Source organism: Pandoraea sp. SD6-2, from assembly GCF_000389825.1.
Taxonomy (GTDB): domain Bacteria; phylum Pseudomonadota; class Gammaproteobacteria; order Burkholderiales; family Burkholderiaceae; genus Pandoraea; species Pandoraea communis.
The window spans coordinates 670,102-686,882 of the sequence record NZ_KB944454.1; the positions used below are offsets into that span (position 1 = coordinate 670,102).

Genomic DNA, 16,781 nt, shown 5'->3' on the forward strand with positions numbered 1-16,781 from the left:
GCTACCCTCGGAAAGCTCTCGCGTTTTGTGCCTTCTCCGAAAGTTCACAAAAACTCCGCATCGCAGACTAGGTAGTTCGTGCCTCGCAAACGGGGGATACCCGAGGCACCGCCCTCAATACCGGATTTTTGTTTCAATCTTCTCGTCCCTAACAAGGAAAACATTCTTATGGACACCAACTTATTTCGATTCGGCAGACACCTCGCCGGCTTGCGCAAGAAGTACAACTGGGCGCAAGACAAGCTGGCGCTGGAAAGCGGACTGGCGCGCTCTTATCTGAGCGGTGTCGAGCGTGGCAAACGCAATATCTCGCTGCGCAACATCTGCATTCTGGCGGACACGCTGGGGCTGCCCCCGCATGAGCTGCTGGCGTTCGATTCGTCACACGGCATGGCAACGGATACCGGGCCGAGTGCGGCCGCGCCCTGCGATCCTTATCCGTCGCTCAATCGCGCCATGCAGAAATTGTCGGACCGCGATCAGGCATGGATGGCCGATCTGGTCCGTACGCTGAGCTTGCGTCTGGGTCACGGCGTGTTGCGCGACGAATGAGAGTGAAACGCGAAGTCGAGACGACTGGCTCGCGTCAGGTGTCGGGCGACACCTCTGTCCGGGCGTTTAGCGTCTGCGGACGTTAGTCGTTCCCGAGGAAGGCGTCCACCGCGCGGTGAAATGCAATCGGATTGGCGAGGTTCATGCCATGCGACGCGTCCTGAATCACCATGCGGCGGGCTTCCGGCATGGCGTGCGCGAGCGCGTTCAACACCTCCGGATAGGGCGCGGGGCTCTCCGCGCCGCCCATCAGCAACACCGGCGCATGCAACGCGCCAAGTGCATCTATCGGCAACGGCGTGCGCGGCTCTGCCACCTGACCGATCAAGGTAAGCGCGTTGTCGCGCACCATCCGCTTGAACCAGGGCACCATGCGACGCCAGGTGTCCGGCCCGCTCACCGCGTCGATGAAGATCGCCAGACCGCCGTCGATATCGCCCGCCTCGATGGCAGCGAGCGCCGCCTGGCGGAAGTTGCCCCGCTCGCTGTCGAGCGACACCTGAACGGGACCACCGCTGATTTCCACGCCCGGATCGGCAAGGATGAGCGAGCGCACCGTGTCCGGCGCCAGAAGTGCCGTGCGCAGCGCGACATAACCGCCGCGCGAATGGCCGAGCACATGAACCGGCCCCACGCCGAGCGCCGTAATGAACGCGGCCAGATCCTCGGCGTGCTGTTCACCGGAGAACGTGCCGTCGCGGCCGTTCCAGGCTTCCGGCCAGTAGTGGCGCAGGCTCACCGCGATGACTCGCCGCCGCTGCCCCAGCGGCGCCATGTTCGGCTTGAAATAGCGACAATCGCAAAGCGAGCCGTGAACCAGCACGAGCGGTGCGCCGGCGGCGTCGGCAGGTGCGGGAGTTTCGACGTACGCCATCGGATAGCCGTTGACGTCGATCGTTTGCGGTGCAGGAACCGGCATGGGGACACATCAGGTAAGACGGGCAGCCAGTATACCGAGCTTGCGGCCCCCTTGCTGCGGCGCGTCATCGGCGCAGCAAGCCGGCCCGGACAAATGAGCGGGTGTCGGGGCCTGGTGTATGCTTGCGACTTTCTTCATTCCTGCGGTTTCCCGGCATGGCACTCAAAGCCACGATCTACAAGGCCGAGGTGCAAATCACCGACCTCGACCGCCACTATTACGCGTCCCATAGCCTGACGCTGGCCCGGCATCCGTCGGAAACCGACGAACGCATGATGGTGCGCCTGCTTGCCTTCATGTTGTACGCGAGCGAGCGCCTCTCGTTCGGCAAGGGCATCTCGACGGCCGACGAGCCCGACCTGTGGGAACACGACTTCGGCGGCGACATCGTCCGGTGGATCGACGTCGGTCAGCCCGACGCGCGCCGCCTCGTCAAGGCCGCCGGCCGCGCAGAGCACGTGGATGTTCTGGCGTACGGCGGCAAGCCGGCCGCCATCTGGTGGCAAGCCACCGAATCGCAGATCACCCGCCTGTCGAACCTCACCGTGCGCATGCTCGATGAGGTGTCCGCCGAGGCGCTGACGGCACTGGCCTCGCGTACGATGCGCCTGCAATGCACGATTCAGGATGGCGACGTCTGGGTCGCGGACGACCACCACAACCTGCCGATCAACCTCGTCACGCTACGCGCCGCCGCCACCTACTGACCGGTTCCGGGTCAAGCCATCCACTGGCGCGGATCTCTCAGCCGCTCCGCGCCCTCTTCCGCCTTTCCCCCACCTCCGGCCTCGCCCCAATACGCGGCGCGCCACAAGCTGCGTTACACTTGACGTTAACGTCAATCGAGTCACCGCGACCGCGCCGCTGGCGCGCACCGGAAGGATCGGCTTATCGTGTCGAGCGCACACCCCGGCGACCTTTGGGGCGCGCACATGTCGCACGCTCGCTGTCCCCTGTCGCCATGCCTCATTCCTTATAAGCGTCTGCCCTCGCACCTCATGGACATCCTGATCTTTTCCCCGGACGGCAAGACCGCCCCGTACGAAACCGGCCTTGCCGAGCATTTACCACAGGCTCGCATCCGCGGTTGGCAGCCCGGCGATACGGCCCCGGCCGACTATCTGGTGCTCTGGAAGCCGAGTGCGGAAGTGCTGCAACCTCGCGAACGCCTGAAGGCCATCTTCAACATGGGGGCCGGGGTCGACGGCGTGCTCGGCACGCGCGGCGAAGGCGCCCAACGCCTGCCGGCGGGCGTGCCGCTCGTGCGTCTGGAAGACGCCGGCATGGCCGACCAAATGGCGCAATACGTCAGCGCCGCCGCGTTGCGCTACTTCCGCCGCCTCGATGTATTCGACGATCAGCAGGCACAAGGGCAATGGAAGTTTCAGAAGCCGAACCGTCTCGCTGACTTTCCCGTCACCGTGCTCGGCTACGGCACGCTCGGCGCACACGTCGCCAGGATGTTGAAGGCGTTCGGCTTTCCGGTTCGCGCGTGGAGCCGCGGCCAGCGCAGCGAGGACGCATCTGGCAGCGGCGTCGAGTTGCACCACGGCAGTGCCGGCTTCGACGCCTGCGTGTCCGGTGCGCGCATTCTCGTGAACTTGCTGCCGCTCACACCGGAAACGGTCGATGTCCTTAACGCGGATCTATTCGCGAAACTGGCGCAGGGCGCGTATCTGATCAACGTGGCACGCGGCGCCCATCTGGTTGAAGGCGACCTGCTGGCCGCGCTCGAAAGCGGTCAGATCGCGGGCGCCACGCTCGACGTGTTCCGCACGGAACCGCTGCCCGCCGACCACCCGTTCTGGCGTGCGCCGCGCGTCACCGTCACACCGCATATTTCGGCCCTGACGCTGCGCGACGAGACGGTCGCGCAGATCGCGGGCAAGATCGCCGCCCTCGAGCGCGGCGAAGCCATTACCGGCATCGTCGATCTGGCGCGCGGATACTGAACCGCCGCCCGTCAGATCCCGCGCCTGCACCCCTAAGAGGAGACAACTCATGGTGACGCCCCAACTGCCGCAACACGTGAAAGTCGTCGAAGTCGGCCCGCGCGACGGCCTTCAGAATGAGAAGCAGCCGGTACCGACCGACATCAAGATTGCGCTGGTCGATCGTCTGTCGGCCGCCGGTTTCGCCAATGTCGAGACGGCGTCGTTCGTCTCCCCCAAGTGGGTGCCGCAGATGGCCGACGGCGCCGAGGTCATGGCCGGCATTACGCGCCGCCCCGGCACGATCTACTCGGTGCTCACACCGAACATGCGCGGCTTCGAGGCCGCAGTGGCCGCCAAGGCGGATGAAGTCGTGATCTTCGGCGCCGCGAGCGAAGCGTTCTCGCAGCGCAATATCAACTGCTCCATCGAAGAGAGCATCACGCGCTTCGAACCCGTGGCACGCGCGGCGAAAGACGCCGGTCTGCGCCTGCGAGGCAGCATCTCGTGCGCCCTCGGTTGCCCGTATCAGGGCGACGTCCCGGTCGCCAGCGTGGTCGACGTCGTGCAGCGGCTCGCCGCCCTCGGTTGCGACGAGATCGACATCGCCGACACCATCGGAGTGGGCACGCCCTCGCGCACCCGCGACGTCATGGAAGCCTGCGCAAAGGTGTTCCCGATCGAGCGCCTGTCCGGTCACTTCCACGATACCTATGGACAGGCGACGGCCAACATCTACGCGGCGTTGCTTTCGGGCATCACGATTTTCCATTCGTCTGTCGCCGGTCTGGGCGGTTGTCCATACGCCAAGGGAGCGACCGGCAACGTGGCGACGGAAGACGTGCTGTACCTGTTGCAGGGCCTCGGTATCGAGACCGGCGTCGATCTCGAGGCCGTGGTGCGCACCGGCGACTTCATTTCGCAGGCCATCGGCCGCCCGAACGCGTCGCGCGTGGGACGCGCCATGCTCGCGAAGCTGCAAGACGCCGCGCCCGCCTGCGCCTGACACCGCGCAGGACAACGCCTGCGCCCCCATGTGAATCGAGGACATCGGCCCGACCATGAGTGAGACACCCCAGACACCCGAACCCGCGAACGCGCAGGATCTTCCCGAAGGCGCACGGCACGTTGCACGGCTGCTCTCCGGCATGGGCCACGATCAGCCGATCGTGTTGCTGCCGGCCACCGGCAAAACGTCGGCCGAGGCCGCCGCCGGACTCGGTTGCGAAGTGGCGCAAATTGCGAAATCGATCATCTTCCGCCGTGTGGCCGACGACGCACCGGTGCTCATCATTGCGAGCGGCGTCAATCGCGTCGACGAGAAAAAGGTTGCCGCGCAAGTCGGTGAACTTGCCCGCGCCGATGCTCGCTTCGTCAAGGAAAAGACGGGCTATTCGATTGGGGGCGTGAGCCCGATCGGGCATGTCGTCTCGCCGGTCACGCTGATCGACGAAGACCTGCTCAAGCTCGCGAGCCTGTGGGCGGCTGCCGGGCACCCGCATGCCGTGTTCAACCTCACACCGCAGCAACTCGTTGCCATGACGGGCGCGCCCGTCGTCGATGTGGCGCTGCGTGGCTGAAGCACCGCCAGCGTGACTGCGTCGGCAAGGTTGACCGTCGTACCCAAGAACAACCTCAAGGAGGCGTGCCATGCCGAGCCCCGAACTTGTGCCGGGCCTGACGTTCGAGTGGACTTATCGCGTGCCGAAAAAGGCCGTGGTCCCCGAGCTGTACGACGATGTCGAACTGTGCCGCGATATGCCCGCCGTGCTGGCCACCGGCTATCTCGCGGGCATTCTCGAATGCGCCTGTCTGCAAGCGATTCGCCCCTATCTGGACTGGCCGCGCGAGCAGTCGCTCGGCACGCTCGTTTCTTTCTCGCATCTGGCTGCCACGCCGGCGGGCGACACGCTGCGCATTCAGGGCAAGCTCGTGGACGTCTCGGGCCGCACGCTGCGCTTCGAGGTCGTTGCCTGGGACGGTCTGGACAAAGTGAGCGCCGGCACGCACGAGCGCGTCATCGTCGATCAGGAACGTTTCCACGGCAAGCTGCAAGAGAAGGCTGCCAAGTTGGGCCTGTCCATTTGAACTACACGCCGCCCTGCGCCGCCCGATGGCTATCATGACGACACACGCGTCCCCCGTTCCGTCTCCCTGCACCAACATCTGCCGCATGAATCCGGCGACCGGCTGGTGCTCGGGCTGCTGGCGCACGCTCAGCGAAATCGCCGCCTGGTCGACCATGGCCGACGACGACAAGCGCCGCATCTGGTCGTTGCTGCCCGCCCGGCGCGCCGAGCACGAGGAGCCGCCGGTACAGTACCGCCGCATCGTCATTCGCGACCCTGACACGGGCAACGCCTGAAGTGCCTCCGCCCCCTACTCTTTCGTGACCGCATATGGGAAAAATCGTTGAAGTCGGCGAGACGTTCGCCGCCACCCATCACTTCTCACCTGACTCGATCCGCGAATTCTCCACGCTGGCGCACGACTTCAATCCGCTGCACCACGACGCCGACTACGCCACTGCCGATCCGCGTTTCGGCGGCTTGATTTCGTCCGGCACGCAGCAGATGTCGTATCTGGCCGCGCTGCTCGCCACGCACTACGCGAAGACGGCCCAGCCGCTCGGGCTCGAATTCGACATGAAGCTGCGCCGCGCCGTGCACGCGGGCGACGACATCACCGTGCGCTGGACGGTCACGGACAGTCTGTGGAAAGAGAAGCTCGCGGGCGACATCGTTTCGCTCGACGGCGAGGCCGTCAACCAACACGGCGAGACAGTGATTGCGGCCACGGCCAAGATCCTCGTGTGCGCCAAACCGGCCTGAAACGCCGCGCATTGCCCGTGCCCCCCCTTCACGAGATACGCCCATGACCTCGCTTGCCCTTCCTGCCGGGCTGCGCGTGTTCGAGCGCGGCTGGCTCTCATCGAACAATGTCCTGTTCCTCGGCGACGAACCCACACTGATCGACAGCGGCTACGTTTCGCACTCGGAACAGACGCTGGCGCTCGTCGCGCAAGCGCTGCCGGACGGTCGGCCGCTCGCGCGGCTCGTCAACACGCATCTGCACTCCGATCATTGCGGCGGCAACGCCGCACTACAGGCGCGCTACGGCTGCCGTACATGGGTGCCGGCCGCAGAAGCCGACCCGGTCCGCCATTGGGACGAGCGACGTCTGTCGTTCGAGGCGACGGGGCAGCAATGCGCGCGCTTCTCCTTCGACGACACGCTCTCGCCCGGCGATACCATGACGCTGGGTGAGCACGAATGGCTGGTGCTCGGCGCCCCGGGACACGACCCGCACGCATTGATGCTCTATAACGCCACCGACGGCATCCTGATCTCCGGCGACGCGCTGTGGGAACGCGGCTTCGGTGTGATCTTCCCCGAACTCGACGGCGAATCGGGATTCGCCGAGCAAGCCGCCGTGCTCGATCTCATCGGGCAACTCGATGTCTCGCGGGTCATTCCCGGACACGGCAGGCCGTTCGACGATATCGACAGCGCACTGGCGGCCGCACGTGCGCGCCTCGACTATCTGCAAAGCGACCCCGCACGTAACGCCCGCAACGCGCTCAAGGTGCTGATCGTCTTTCGTCTGATGGCCGAGACTGAGATGGCAGGCGCTACGCTCAAGGCCACGCTCGACACCGCGCGCGCGTGGCGCAGTGCGGCAGCGATGCTCACGCCGCCGTCGGGCTGGCCCGGTCTGCTCGACACGCTCGTCGCGGAACTGGCAAAGGCTGGCGCGCTGCGCCACGACAGCGCGACGGATACGTTGTACGCCGCGTGAGCGCCACGGCGCCGCCCAAAAAACAACGCCACTTGCCAGTGACGGCAAGCGGCGTGAGGACGTGACGTGCCGGACGAGCGCCGCGGTCGCTAACGCTGCGCTCGTCCTGCGCCATCGTGAAACTGACGTCGCCTGGCACGCGCTTTCATCCTAGACGCCGTCTGCACGCCCCCCAAGGGGACTTTCCCTGATACGGGGACATTCGGTGCGTCGGAACCGAAGACTTCTTCAAGTGCCCGCTCACCGGGCGACGGGCGAATCCCCCTATAATCGAACGATCGTTCGCGAAAATGGACCACGATAAATTGCGCGCCGACGCAATGCGTGCCGGGCGCCGAACGTCCTGCTCAAGGAGACTTCATGGCACTTCCCAAGATTCTGCAAAACCTGGCGCTGCCCGTGGTGGCGTCGCCGATGTTCATCGTGAGCTACCCGGAACTGGTACTCGCGCAGTGCAAGGCCGGTATCGTCGGCTCGTTCCCCGCGCTCAACGCGCGCGAGCCGAAGATTCTCGAGGACTGGCTCTCTCGCATGACCGAGGAACTCGCGTCGTACAAGGCGGCGAATCCGGACGCGGTCGTCGGCCCGCTCGCCGTCAATCAGATCGTGCATCAGTCGAATCAACGGCTCGAACACGATGTGCGCGTGTGCGTGGAGCATCGCGTGCCGATCTTCATCACCAGCCTGCGTGCACCCCCCAAAGAAGTACTCGACGCGGTGCACAGCTACGGCGGCATCGTGCTGCATGACGTGATCAATCTGCGTCACGCGAACAAGGCGCTCGAAGCCGGGGTGGACGGACTGATTCTCGTCGCGGCCGGCGCAGGCGGACACGCGGGCACGCTCTCGCCGTTCGCGCTGGTCGGCGAGGTGCGCAAGATTTTCGACGGTCCCCTCGTGCTCTCCGGCGCAATTGCCAACGGCGGCTCGATTCTCGCAGCCCAGGCGATGGGCGCCGACCTCGCCTATATCGGCACGCGCTTCATCGCCTCCACCGAAGCGAATGCGAGCGACGACTACAAGCAGGCCATCGTTGACGCGAGTGCCAACGACATCGTCTATACGAACCTGTTCACCGGCGTGTCGGGCAACTACATCCGCCAAAGCATCCTGAACGCCGGTCTCGATCCGGACGACCTGCCCACGGCCGACAAGACCGCCATGAACTTCTCGAAGGCGAAGGCGTGGAAGGACATCTGGGGCGCCGGTCAGGGTGTGGGCCTGATGGACGACGTTCGCCCGGTGGCCGGCATCGTCGCGCAATTGAAGCAGGAATACGACGACACCCGCCGCCGGCTTGCCGTCTGAACGCGTCCCCCTCACCGCACTCCCGCACGCGCAAGCGTGCGCGGTGCCGGCCTGGCAGCCGGGCACCACAAAACCGACAACGCGCTCCGTCGAAGCACAAGCCCGGCGGGCGCACGATATGCCATCGTCTCTCCCGGACTGCCGATAGCGCACGCGTCGCTAACGACACGTACTACGGCAGCCCTTCCAGGAGAGGAGTTGCCATGTCATCGGTTTCGAATCAACGCGCTATCCTTATCACGCCTCACTACGACCTCCCCCCCGCGGCCCGGCGCACTCGTCACTGCGCATCAGACCGTCTCGAAGCATCACGTCGCCGTCATTCACCTTCGGCTCGCGAGCATTTCACCACCACGTTTCTCGGGGCACGATGCACACGGGCATCTGCAGGTCTGCGTGAAACGACATCACGTTGTTGCGACGATGCGCCGCAACAACCCGCCGCCGTCTGGCGCGCGGCTCTTGCAATGATGCTGATAACCCATCTCGCAACGCCTGCAGCCTCAGCGCTCCCGAATCGCCCCATCGGCGGCACCCCGCCCGATACCGAACCCCCTGCCGATGGCCATCTCGCCCGCCATCCGTCGGATCATGCGCCCGACGGCGGCGTCGCAATCGACCCCTCCGTTGTGGTACGCCGTATGGAACACTCGGTATTCAAATCCGAATACACGTTTCCCGAGATACTGCGCTCAGTGAGTTCGGCACGCGAGCCGTTTCGCCGTCTGGGCGAGTCGGTCGGCGACGCCATCGAGATCCTTCGCGAGCACGAGATGGCAACGAGTGTCCGTCAAGGACTCACGGTAAGCGGCGAGGTCGTTGATATCGCTACGGGGTTCATCCCCGAAGTGCAACTCGCGCGACTGCCCGGCGAACTTGCCGGCGTGGTCGCGGACGGCCTTGACGGCAAGTTGCCAACCAGTGAGACGATTTCCGGCCTGATGCAAAACGGGGACCCACGCGCATTCGGCTCGCACATGCCCCCGCACGCGAGACGCCGGGTACAGCACCCGATGCGAAGCGAATTACCCGCCGAGCCAGTTGGCCCCCTCAATCGCGGACTTCATCCGATACCTCGCGCACACATGGCCGCTCGACGAAAGCTCTCCCCCGAGAACGAGGCCGAACCGAGCAGAGATGAGGTCGATGCGATCGATGCCGACCATTTTTTCCTTGCCTCCGAGCAAACGGACAACGCCCCTCCTGCGCCCGCAACGCCATTGCATATCGAGGGCGAGGCTGAGCACCTGCGCGGTTATGAGGAAGTGTTCACCGATGAGCAATTGCCCTCAGGCGAGCGCCCGCGCCTGCTGTTGATAAAAGGCGAACGCTACATCGGCGGCGACGCCGGCTACTACCACGCGGTGCGCGGGCGCAGCGACGATCATTGGTTGATCGACGCGCCGAGACGCGACAAGGCGCAGGTTCCCGTGACATTCGACAGGGCAAGCGGACAATGGCAGGCGCACGCCCCCCTTCGCCTGTGCGGAGGAGGTTGCGGCCAGAGCAAAGGCCTGTCGACGGATAGCATCGACGGGCGATATTCGGAAATCGAAGCGGCAGTCAGCCACCTTCACGACGAGAAAATGCAGTTGGCGATTCTGCATGGCATGGAGGAACTGGCTCATATGCATCTACTCCGAACGAACCGTCCCGACACGAGGGGTACCGGGGACAATTCGATCATGACCCACCGCGCGGCGTTGCGCAAAGCGATGGAACATATTGATCGTTACGCACCGCTGGTGACGCAACAACGGCAAGCGGCAGAAGTCACGACCGGGTACTACTACTGGAACCACCACGCAGAGGCTTTTTGCCACGAGAACGCGGAAATCCTCTTCCATCAGTTGTTGCAGAATGGGGTATCGGAAGACCGGATTCGCATCATCAACATCACCCCGCAGCGCCGCTCGCCACACGTGCTCGTGCTCTATAGCGAGACGCACGATCTCACCACACTGCTCGATCTTGCGACGCCTCAGCCCCCCGTCTTCAATCACCGCGACGGCATCAGCGGCGCGACGTTCAGCGGCTTCATCTACATGAACAGGGGAACGACGATTCTGCTCGACCCATGGAGTACGACTAAAGCCATCGAATTCTCCCGTGCGCGCGACGAAAGCGACGTCATGCGAACGCTGGACGAGGCCTTCGCGGACATCGGGCACCAAAGCGGTCAGCCCTTCACGGTGTCGGTCACCCGGCCATTCGGCTCTCGCATCTTCGGCGCTCGCCAGCGCAGCATATCCAGCCTAAGCACTTACGGCAGCCCGGCAAGGCTCGGAAATACGTTTGGCGGCGAGGGCTCGGCCCCCTCACATCCCGAGCCGTTGCCTCCCCCCGAATCCGAGTCGAGCGACAGAGCCGATTCGGTGCCGAACAGCGATGCCGCCCCTCCCACCTGATATGGCGTGGATTCCGTCGCCACCTTGCTGCGATGCGACGGAATCGATAACGCACGCAGCCGAAGCGCAAACACGCCATGTCAACCGATGGCAGTCTTCTCCATGGCAGGATCGGCATTGGGCCAGTCCAGCCACACTCACATTCAGCCTATCCTCGGGAGGTCATTTCATGCGGTATTCGTCGCATTGTCGTGCGATCAATGCTCCCCCTTGTTACCAAGCCGACCGTCACCCGCCGTCTCGTGAAACACAGGCGTTCGCCACACCCGCCTTCCCTCACGCGTTGCAACGCACACGCAATGCGCGGAAATTCCCCGGCAGCACCCCATCGCACTGCACCTCCCCTGCAAGGGCCGGTGCAGCATCGCCCGGTCCCTGGTCGATCGCGTTTACCGTGATGCTGGTCGCCAATCTCATGGCACCCCCAGCCCTGGCAACCCCTATGCTTCCGCGTCAGCCAAATCGATGGCGGGAGGGAGATAGCCCTCACGACTTCACCACAACACTCCCGCCCGGGGAGCCGACGCAAGCCCAGCACGAAATCCAGAGACATCCCCTCGATCACCCACGGATCAAATCCAACTACACCTTTCAGGAGTTTCTCAGAGCCGTCGCCGCAGCCAGTGCGCCGTTCCGCAATCTTGGCAGAATGGTGGGTGACGCTTACGAGGCAATGAGTGGCGACGAAGCGGACCCGTCGGCGATCGCGACGGCGCAGCGTGTCGGCAGCGTTGTCGATGCCGCGACCGGGCTGATTCCGAACGTTCAGATCACCCGGCTACCCGGACGTGTCGCCGATGCCGGCGCCGATGCCCTCGATGGCAAGCCGCCCCAATCGTCGAAGATCACCGACCTCCTGCAGTTTGGCGACCCTCGATCGTTCGGGGGCCAGGCGCCTGCGCCGCAGGACGCGCCGCCAGGTCAACCCGTGCTGCTCCGGCGTGTGCCTGTACCCGAGGCGGCCCCTGCTGACGGCATCGACGCCGGCCAGGTGCCGGTGGACGGAAATCCGCCGGCGATACCGCCGGAAGCGGCCTCGCCGAACGACGTCGATTCCCTCAGTTCGCGCGTGTCCGCCGTTGACACTGCCGGCGTCAATCGCATCGATGCGCCGGATGCTCCCGATGACGCCGATAGCACGTTGCGCATCGAAGGCGAGCGCGAATACCTTCAGGGGTACGAACAAACGCTTCAATCAGCGCAAGTTTCCACCGGATCGCGGCGGCAGTTGGTGGCGATTGAGGGCCGTCACTATCTCGTCGGAGAATCCGGTTACTACCACGTGACACCCGGGCAGAGTGCCAACCAGTGGCTGATCAACGCGCCGCGCGGCACACGCGCGCAAGTACCGGTGACATACGACACGCAGACGGATGCATGGCGCGCAGACCCGCCGTTGCGTCTGTGCGGCGGCGGATGCGGCCCGAGCCGGGCGTCCTCACCGGACAGCGTCGACATAAGCAAGAACAGCGTCACCGAGGCGATTCACCATCTTGCCAACCGCGACGTGCACGACGCGATACTGCAGGCATACGGCGATCTGGCGCACTTGCACCTGATGCGCACCAACCGAGAAGACCTGCGGTCATTGCGCGACAACTCGATTGTCGAGCACCGCCGTATTCTGGTGCCGCAGTTGATGCGAATCGATCCGCATTCCACCTTGTTCGAACAGCAACGCGAGGCGGCTCTCATTACCGCGATCCACTATGACAACTACGTGGATAACAGTCTCCTTGACCTCAGCCCCGAGGCCTTCTGTCAGGAGAACGCGGAAATCCTCTTTCACTATCTGCTCGCGCGCGGGATTCCCGGCAACAACATCCGGATGCTTACCGTAAGGTCGCAAGGCCGGCCGCCCCACGTCATGGTGCTTTATACGGAGTCGGACCCGTTTATCGATCTGCTCGATCTGACGACGCCGCAGCCGCCCATCCTTGGCCAGGATGACGGCGTTTCGGGCGACGTGTTTGCGAGTGCCCTCTTCCTGTCTCGCGACTCCACCGTGCTGCTCGACCCTTGGAGCCGAATCAAGGCATCGTCGTTTCCATGGACCAACGACGTCGACGAAGTGAGACATGTGCTCGACATCGCACTGGCAGATACCGCGCGCATTCCCGGCAGCCCCTATACGGTATCTCTGACCCGGCCATACCCCGCGCCTCGGGAGCGCTCCGTATCCTTAAGCGGAAGTTCCACCAGCACGCGAAGCCGGAGTAGTTCGGCGGGCGACTCGGTACGCTCCGGCCCATCTCACCGGGACCCGCCAGGCGCATCGCAGAAAGGCGACTACGGCACGCCGCTTTGACCCCGGCTTGACCATCGCCCCCGGAGCACTTGCGCACGGGCGGCGTCGATGCCGTCCGTGAGCCGCCGGGGGGCGTCCCTCTCGCCGTGTCGCACACCCTACGGAGATGTGGTCGTGCCATATCTGTCCTGTCATCGCCTCACCAACACAGCACGGGCGGCCCCGGCAATGAGATGCGCCTGGGAAGCGCCGGAGATTCAGACCCGGACGGCTCGGGCCGCACATCGTCCGCATCCGGCACGAATGGCGGCGTCGCCGTATCGCCGCCCGACGATCTCCGACTCGCCTCATCTCCGGCCTTCCGCACGTCAGCGCTTCGGCGCTTCAGCCATTTGGAGGGGTTCATGCCCATTGCTTCGCACCACCACGTCACGCGTCATTCTCCGTGTTACGGCCTCCCTCATCCCCTTCGGCACCAAGAGAGCGCGACCAATGCCACGGCGGGGTTTCCTCGCACCTTCCGCAACGCGCGCTGTGTGCCTTCCGAGATCGGGTCGCGCACGCTACTGCATCCCCGGCACATGGACACCGGCCGAGCGCCGCGCAACACGATCTGGCCCGCTGCGCTCGCCATCATGCTGGTCTCCAATCTTGCCGCCTCTGCGTCCAGCGACGTGTCACGAAGCGCATTTCACGGGGAGGACAACAACGAAGCGACGGGGCCTCACTCCCGTGCGTTCAACCCCGGCCCGCAACTCGCCGTCGAGGTGCCTTTATCCTCAATGCCCGACGACGTGATCGTCAGGCCCGTGCAACGTGCTTCGCCGATCAAGTCCGAGTACACCTTTCAGGAGTTCCTCAAGGCGGTGTCCAAGACAAGCGCCCCATTCCAGCACCTCGGGGAAGCGATGGGTGATGCCTATGAAATACTCAGCGGGCAGACCGTCGGCCCGGACGTGCGCGACGGCGTTCAAAATGGCGCAGATGCGCTGGACGTCGCGACCGGACTACTGCCACAGGTCCGTCTAGCGCGCCTGCCCGGCGATCTTGCAGGCATCGTCAGCGATGAACTGGAAGGCAAGGGCTTCGATTCTGAAAAGCTCGTTGGTATTCTGCAATTCGCCGATCCGCGCACGCTGGGATCGGATCCCCTGCATCCCGCCGGCTCGCGTGTGCCGATTCACTCGCCGCCAGTGCCTCTGCCTGAGGAAAGTACTCAGACGGCGCATCATTCCGACCCGTTACGCCCTGAACCGAGTCGCGTCCGATCCGGCGCACACGAGAGCATTGATGCGGCTAACGCTCAAGACGTGCCACCGCCGGCTTCCGGCCGCGTAGGCGGCCCCGCGTGGGCGCCCCCCCCGCGCATCGTGGGTGAGCAGGAACATTTGCAAGGCTATGCACAAATATTGTCGGCGGATCGGCTTCCTGCTGCCGAGCCGTCGCGTGTCGTGCTGGTGGATGGACACCACTACCTGAGGGGCGAAGCTGGCTACTACCAGGCACAGCCCGGCCTCAGCGCCGATCATTGGCTTGTCGAAGCGCCCAAGGGCAGCGACAGGCGGGCGCAAGTGCCGGTAACGTATGACGAAAGCACTGGAGAGTGGCACGCGCACGCGCCTCTGCGACTGTGCGGTGGCGGGTGTGCTTCGAGCAAAGTCGATCATCCGTATGACAGCGTGGTCGATAGCGTTGAAGATGTGGCCAGCACTATTCAACATATCCCCGACCAAACTACGCGACAAGCCATTCCAGAAGCACTTTTCGCCTTGGGGGAACTGAGTCTGCGGCGATCGAATCGCGCCGATCTGCGAGCGCTTCGCGACAATTCGATCATCAATCACCGTGCCGCCCTGCGCGCTAGCATGAGGGAGAACATTGATCCGAACTTGCCTTTGATAAAACAGCAATGCATCGCGTCCGAGATCACGGCAATGTATTACTCGTGGAACCCTGCGGCCGAGGCATTTTGTCAAGAGAACTCTGAAATTCTCTTTTTTAACCTGCGCCGGAACGGCCTATCGAGAAGTCAACTTCGTATGATCACGATCAAGCCGAAAAACCGACCACCCCACGTCATGGTAATTTACTCGGACTCCAAACAATTTATCGAACTGATGGACCGTTCCACACCGCAGCCACCGAACGTGAGGCACCCGGATGGCCTCAGCCACGAACTTTTCCGGGAGGCTGTCTACCTGACACGTCAATCGACAGTACTTCTCGATCCGTGGAGCACCACAAAGGCAATCTCGTTCGCCAGCGCAACGAGTCCGATCGATGCAGGACGCCTCATCAACCAGGCACTGATCGACATCGGACATACACCAGGGCATCCGTACACGGTTTCCGTCACGCGTCCGCTGGGCATTCACAGGGTCACGGTGAGAGACCGGGGAAATTCGTTGAACTCCGACAGCGCGTCGAGTCAATCGGCGGCGAGCACCACAAGCCAGGGCGGCAGCCCGACGCCCGGAGATGCATTGCCATCGCTCCTGGAAGACGCCGAGCCTTCGGATTAACACTCGGCCAATGCCCGTCGCCGGCGCGATGCCCGCGCCGGTGCGTCCCGCCCCTTCACACCGTCGTCAATACGTGTACACGCCACGCCCGGTCTTGCGGCCGAGGTACCCGGCGGCGACCATCTCCTTGAGCAACGGACACGGACGATACTTCGAGTCCGCGAATTCTTCGTAGTAGACGTTCATCACGGACAGGCACACGTCCAGACCGATCATGTCGGCGAGCGCGAGCGGTCCGATCGGATGGTTGCAGCCGAGCTTCATGCCTTCGTCGATCTCTTCGGGCGACGCGAGATGTTCTGCCAGCACGAAGAACGCCTCGTTGATCATCGGCACCAGAATGCGATTGACGACGAAGCCTGGTGCGTTCTTCACCGTAATCGGCGACTTGCCGAGCTGGCGCGCGAGCGCGTCGACACGGGCGTGCGTCTCGTCGCTCGTCTGCAAACCACGAATGATCTCCACGAGCGCCATGAGCGGCACCGGATTGAAGAAGTGCATGCCGATGAACTGGTCCGGCTTGGCGACCACTGCCGCGAGTTTGGTAATCGAGATCGACGACGTGTTCGACGCGAGAATCGCATCGGCCTTCGTCACGCCCTCGAGCTGCTTGAGGATCTTGATCTTCAGATCGAAGTTCTCGGTGGCCGCCTCGATCACGATGTCGGCGTTGGCAAGCGCCGCGTAGTCGGTTGCCGTCGAAACTCTTGCGAGCGCCGCCGCTTTGTCGGCCGCAGTGAGCTTGTCTTTCTTGATGAGGCGGTCGAGACTGCCGGATATCGTCGCCACACCCTTTTGCACGGCCGCATCGCTGATGTCGACCATCGTCACCGGCAAGCCGGCCACCGCACAGGCCTGTGCGATGCCGTTACCCATCGTGCCTGCGCCAATGATGCCTACGTGTTGAATCGTCATGTCGTCTCTGCTCCGTTTGTGCTGAAAGGTGGCGGGAATACCGTCTTGCGCGGTGCACAAATCATAGCGCGGGCGCGTCGGATCGGTGACACATGAAACCGCTGTGCGAAACGCTCTGGCGCCGATGCGCGGTATGCCGGGCGCACCGGCATCGATCAACGAACGAAGGGGGCAGACGCG

15 protein-coding genes are annotated in these 16,781 nt (G+C 63.9%); 13 read left to right on the plus strand and 2 right to left on the minus strand.

The genetic code is table 11. The annotated features are described in order from the left end of the window. Positions 1-168 precede the first annotated feature (168 nt). On the plus strand, positions 169-552 hold the full coding sequence (locus C266_RS27055) for a helix-turn-helix domain-containing protein (RefSeq protein WP_010808371.1): 384 nt from the start codon (positions 169-171) through the stop codon (positions 550-552). An 82-nt stretch (positions 553-634) separates the two neighbouring features. Here C266_RS27055 and C266_RS19430 read toward each other — a convergent pair whose 3' ends face one another. Next, positions 635-1,471 (minus strand): alpha/beta fold hydrolase, encoded by an 837-nt coding sequence (locus tag C266_RS19430; protein WP_010808370.1) that lies wholly within the window; start codon positions 1,469-1,471, stop codon positions 635-637. 155 nt (positions 1,472-1,626) lie between these two features. On the opposite strand from C266_RS19430, the gene C266_RS19435 reads away from it, so the two are divergent. The 12 genes from C266_RS19435 (at position 1,627) to C266_RS19490 (ending at position 15,686) form a co-directional block, all read left to right on the plus strand. Next, a complete protein-coding gene (locus tag C266_RS19435; RefSeq protein ID WP_010808369.1) occupies positions 1,627-2,178 on the plus strand; it encodes a YaeQ family protein in 552 nt (183 codons plus the stop codon). Positions 2,179-2,469: 291 nt separating this feature from the next. After that, complete coding sequence (locus tag C266_RS19440) at positions 2,470-3,423, plus strand: glyoxylate/hydroxypyruvate reductase A (RefSeq protein ID WP_010808368.1); 954 nt, start codon at positions 2,470-2,472, stop codon at positions 3,421-3,423. A gap of 49 nt (positions 3,424-3,472) precedes the next feature. Then, on the plus strand, positions 3,473-4,408 hold the full coding sequence (locus C266_RS19445) for a hydroxymethylglutaryl-CoA lyase (protein WP_010808367.1): 936 nt from the start codon (positions 3,473-3,475) through the stop codon (positions 4,406-4,408). A gap of 55 nt (positions 4,409-4,463) precedes the next feature. Then, positions 4,464-4,982, plus strand: coding sequence for a YbaK/EbsC family protein (locus C266_RS19450; protein WP_010808366.1), 519 nt, complete (start codon positions 4,464-4,466; stop codon positions 4,980-4,982). 70 nt (positions 4,983-5,052) lie between these two features. Then, positions 5,053-5,490 (plus strand): thioesterase family protein, encoded by a 438-nt coding sequence (locus tag C266_RS19455; RefSeq protein ID WP_010808365.1) that lies wholly within the window; start codon positions 5,053-5,055, stop codon positions 5,488-5,490. Between the two features lie 34 nt (positions 5,491-5,524). Then, complete coding sequence (locus tag C266_RS19460) at positions 5,525-5,767, plus strand: DUF1289 domain-containing protein (RefSeq protein WP_051126463.1); 243 nt, start codon at positions 5,525-5,527, stop codon at positions 5,765-5,767. A 34-nt stretch (positions 5,768-5,801) separates the two neighbouring features. After that, positions 5,802-6,233 carry a MaoC family dehydratase gene (locus C266_RS19465; protein ID WP_010808363.1) on the plus strand — a complete coding sequence of 144 codons (432 nt, stop codon included), beginning with the start codon at positions 5,802-5,804 and terminating at the stop codon, positions 6,231-6,233. Between the two features lie 43 nt (positions 6,234-6,276). Beyond that, positions 6,277-7,200: an MBL fold metallo-hydrolase gene (locus C266_RS19470; protein WP_010808362.1), complete on the plus strand. Its 924-nt coding sequence runs from the start codon at positions 6,277-6,279 to the stop codon at positions 7,198-7,200. Between the two features lie 360 nt (positions 7,201-7,560). Beyond that, positions 7,561-8,508: a nitronate monooxygenase family protein gene (locus C266_RS19475; RefSeq protein WP_010808361.1), complete on the plus strand. Its 948-nt coding sequence runs from the start codon at positions 7,561-7,563 to the stop codon at positions 8,506-8,508. Positions 8,509-9,149: 641 nt separating this feature from the next. Further along, positions 9,150-10,916, plus strand: coding sequence for a hypothetical protein (locus tag C266_RS19480; protein WP_144265867.1), 1,767 nt, complete (start codon positions 9,150-9,152; stop codon positions 10,914-10,916). Between the two features lie 394 nt (positions 10,917-11,310). Next, a complete protein-coding gene (locus C266_RS19485) occupies positions 11,311-13,224 on the plus strand; it encodes a hypothetical protein (RefSeq protein ID WP_144265868.1) in 1,914 nt (637 codons plus the stop codon). Positions 13,225-13,745: 521 nt separating this feature from the next. Beyond that, positions 13,746-15,686, plus strand: coding sequence for a hypothetical protein (locus tag C266_RS19490; RefSeq protein ID WP_010808358.1), 1,941 nt, complete (start codon positions 13,746-13,748; stop codon positions 15,684-15,686). 66 nt (positions 15,687-15,752) lie between these two features. Here C266_RS19490 and C266_RS19495 read toward each other — a convergent pair whose 3' ends face one another. Then, entirely contained in the window at positions 15,753-16,601 is an 849-nt protein-coding gene (locus tag C266_RS19495; RefSeq protein WP_010808357.1) for a 3-hydroxybutyryl-CoA dehydrogenase, read from the minus strand. Positions 16,602-16,781: the final 180 nt, after the last annotated feature.

Coding starts and splice junctions, on each gene's coding strand:
- C266_RS19440 (WP_010808368.1), top strand. CDS start 2,470: ATGGACATCCTGATCTTTTCCCCGGACGGCAAGACCGCCCCGTACGAA.
- C266_RS19470 (WP_010808362.1), top strand. CDS start 6,277: ATGACCTCGCTTGCCCTTCCTGCCGGGCTGCGCGTGTTCGAGCGCGGC.
- C266_RS19480 (WP_144265867.1), top strand. CDS start 9,150: ATGGAACACTCGGTATTCAAATCCGAATACACGTTTCCCGAGATACTG.
- C266_RS19460 (WP_051126463.1), top strand. CDS start 5,525: ATGACGACACACGCGTCCCCCGTTCCGTCTCCCTGCACCAACATCTGC.
- C266_RS19450 (WP_010808366.1), top strand. CDS start 4,464: ATGAGTGAGACACCCCAGACACCCGAACCCGCGAACGCGCAGGATCTT.
- C266_RS19445 (WP_010808367.1), top strand. CDS start 3,473: ATGGTGACGCCCCAACTGCCGCAACACGTGAAAGTCGTCGAAGTCGGC.
- C266_RS19430 (WP_010808370.1), bottom strand. CDS start 1,471: ATGCCGGTTCCTGCACCGCAAACGATCGACGTCAACGGCTATCCGATG.
- C266_RS19455 (WP_010808365.1), top strand. CDS start 5,053: ATGCCGAGCCCCGAACTTGTGCCGGGCCTGACGTTCGAGTGGACTTAT.
- C266_RS27055 (WP_010808371.1), top strand. CDS start 169: ATGGACACCAACTTATTTCGATTCGGCAGACACCTCGCCGGCTTGCGC.
- C266_RS19435 (WP_010808369.1), top strand. CDS start 1,627: ATGGCACTCAAAGCCACGATCTACAAGGCCGAGGTGCAAATCACCGAC.
- C266_RS19465 (WP_010808363.1), top strand. CDS start 5,802: ATGGGAAAAATCGTTGAAGTCGGCGAGACGTTCGCCGCCACCCATCAC.
- C266_RS19490 (WP_010808358.1), top strand. CDS start 13,746: ATGGACACCGGCCGAGCGCCGCGCAACACGATCTGGCCCGCTGCGCTC.
- C266_RS19495 (WP_010808357.1), bottom strand. CDS start 16,601: ATGACGATTCAACACGTAGGCATCATTGGCGCAGGCACGATGGGTAAC.
- C266_RS19475 (WP_010808361.1), top strand. CDS start 7,561: ATGGCACTTCCCAAGATTCTGCAAAACCTGGCGCTGCCCGTGGTGGCG.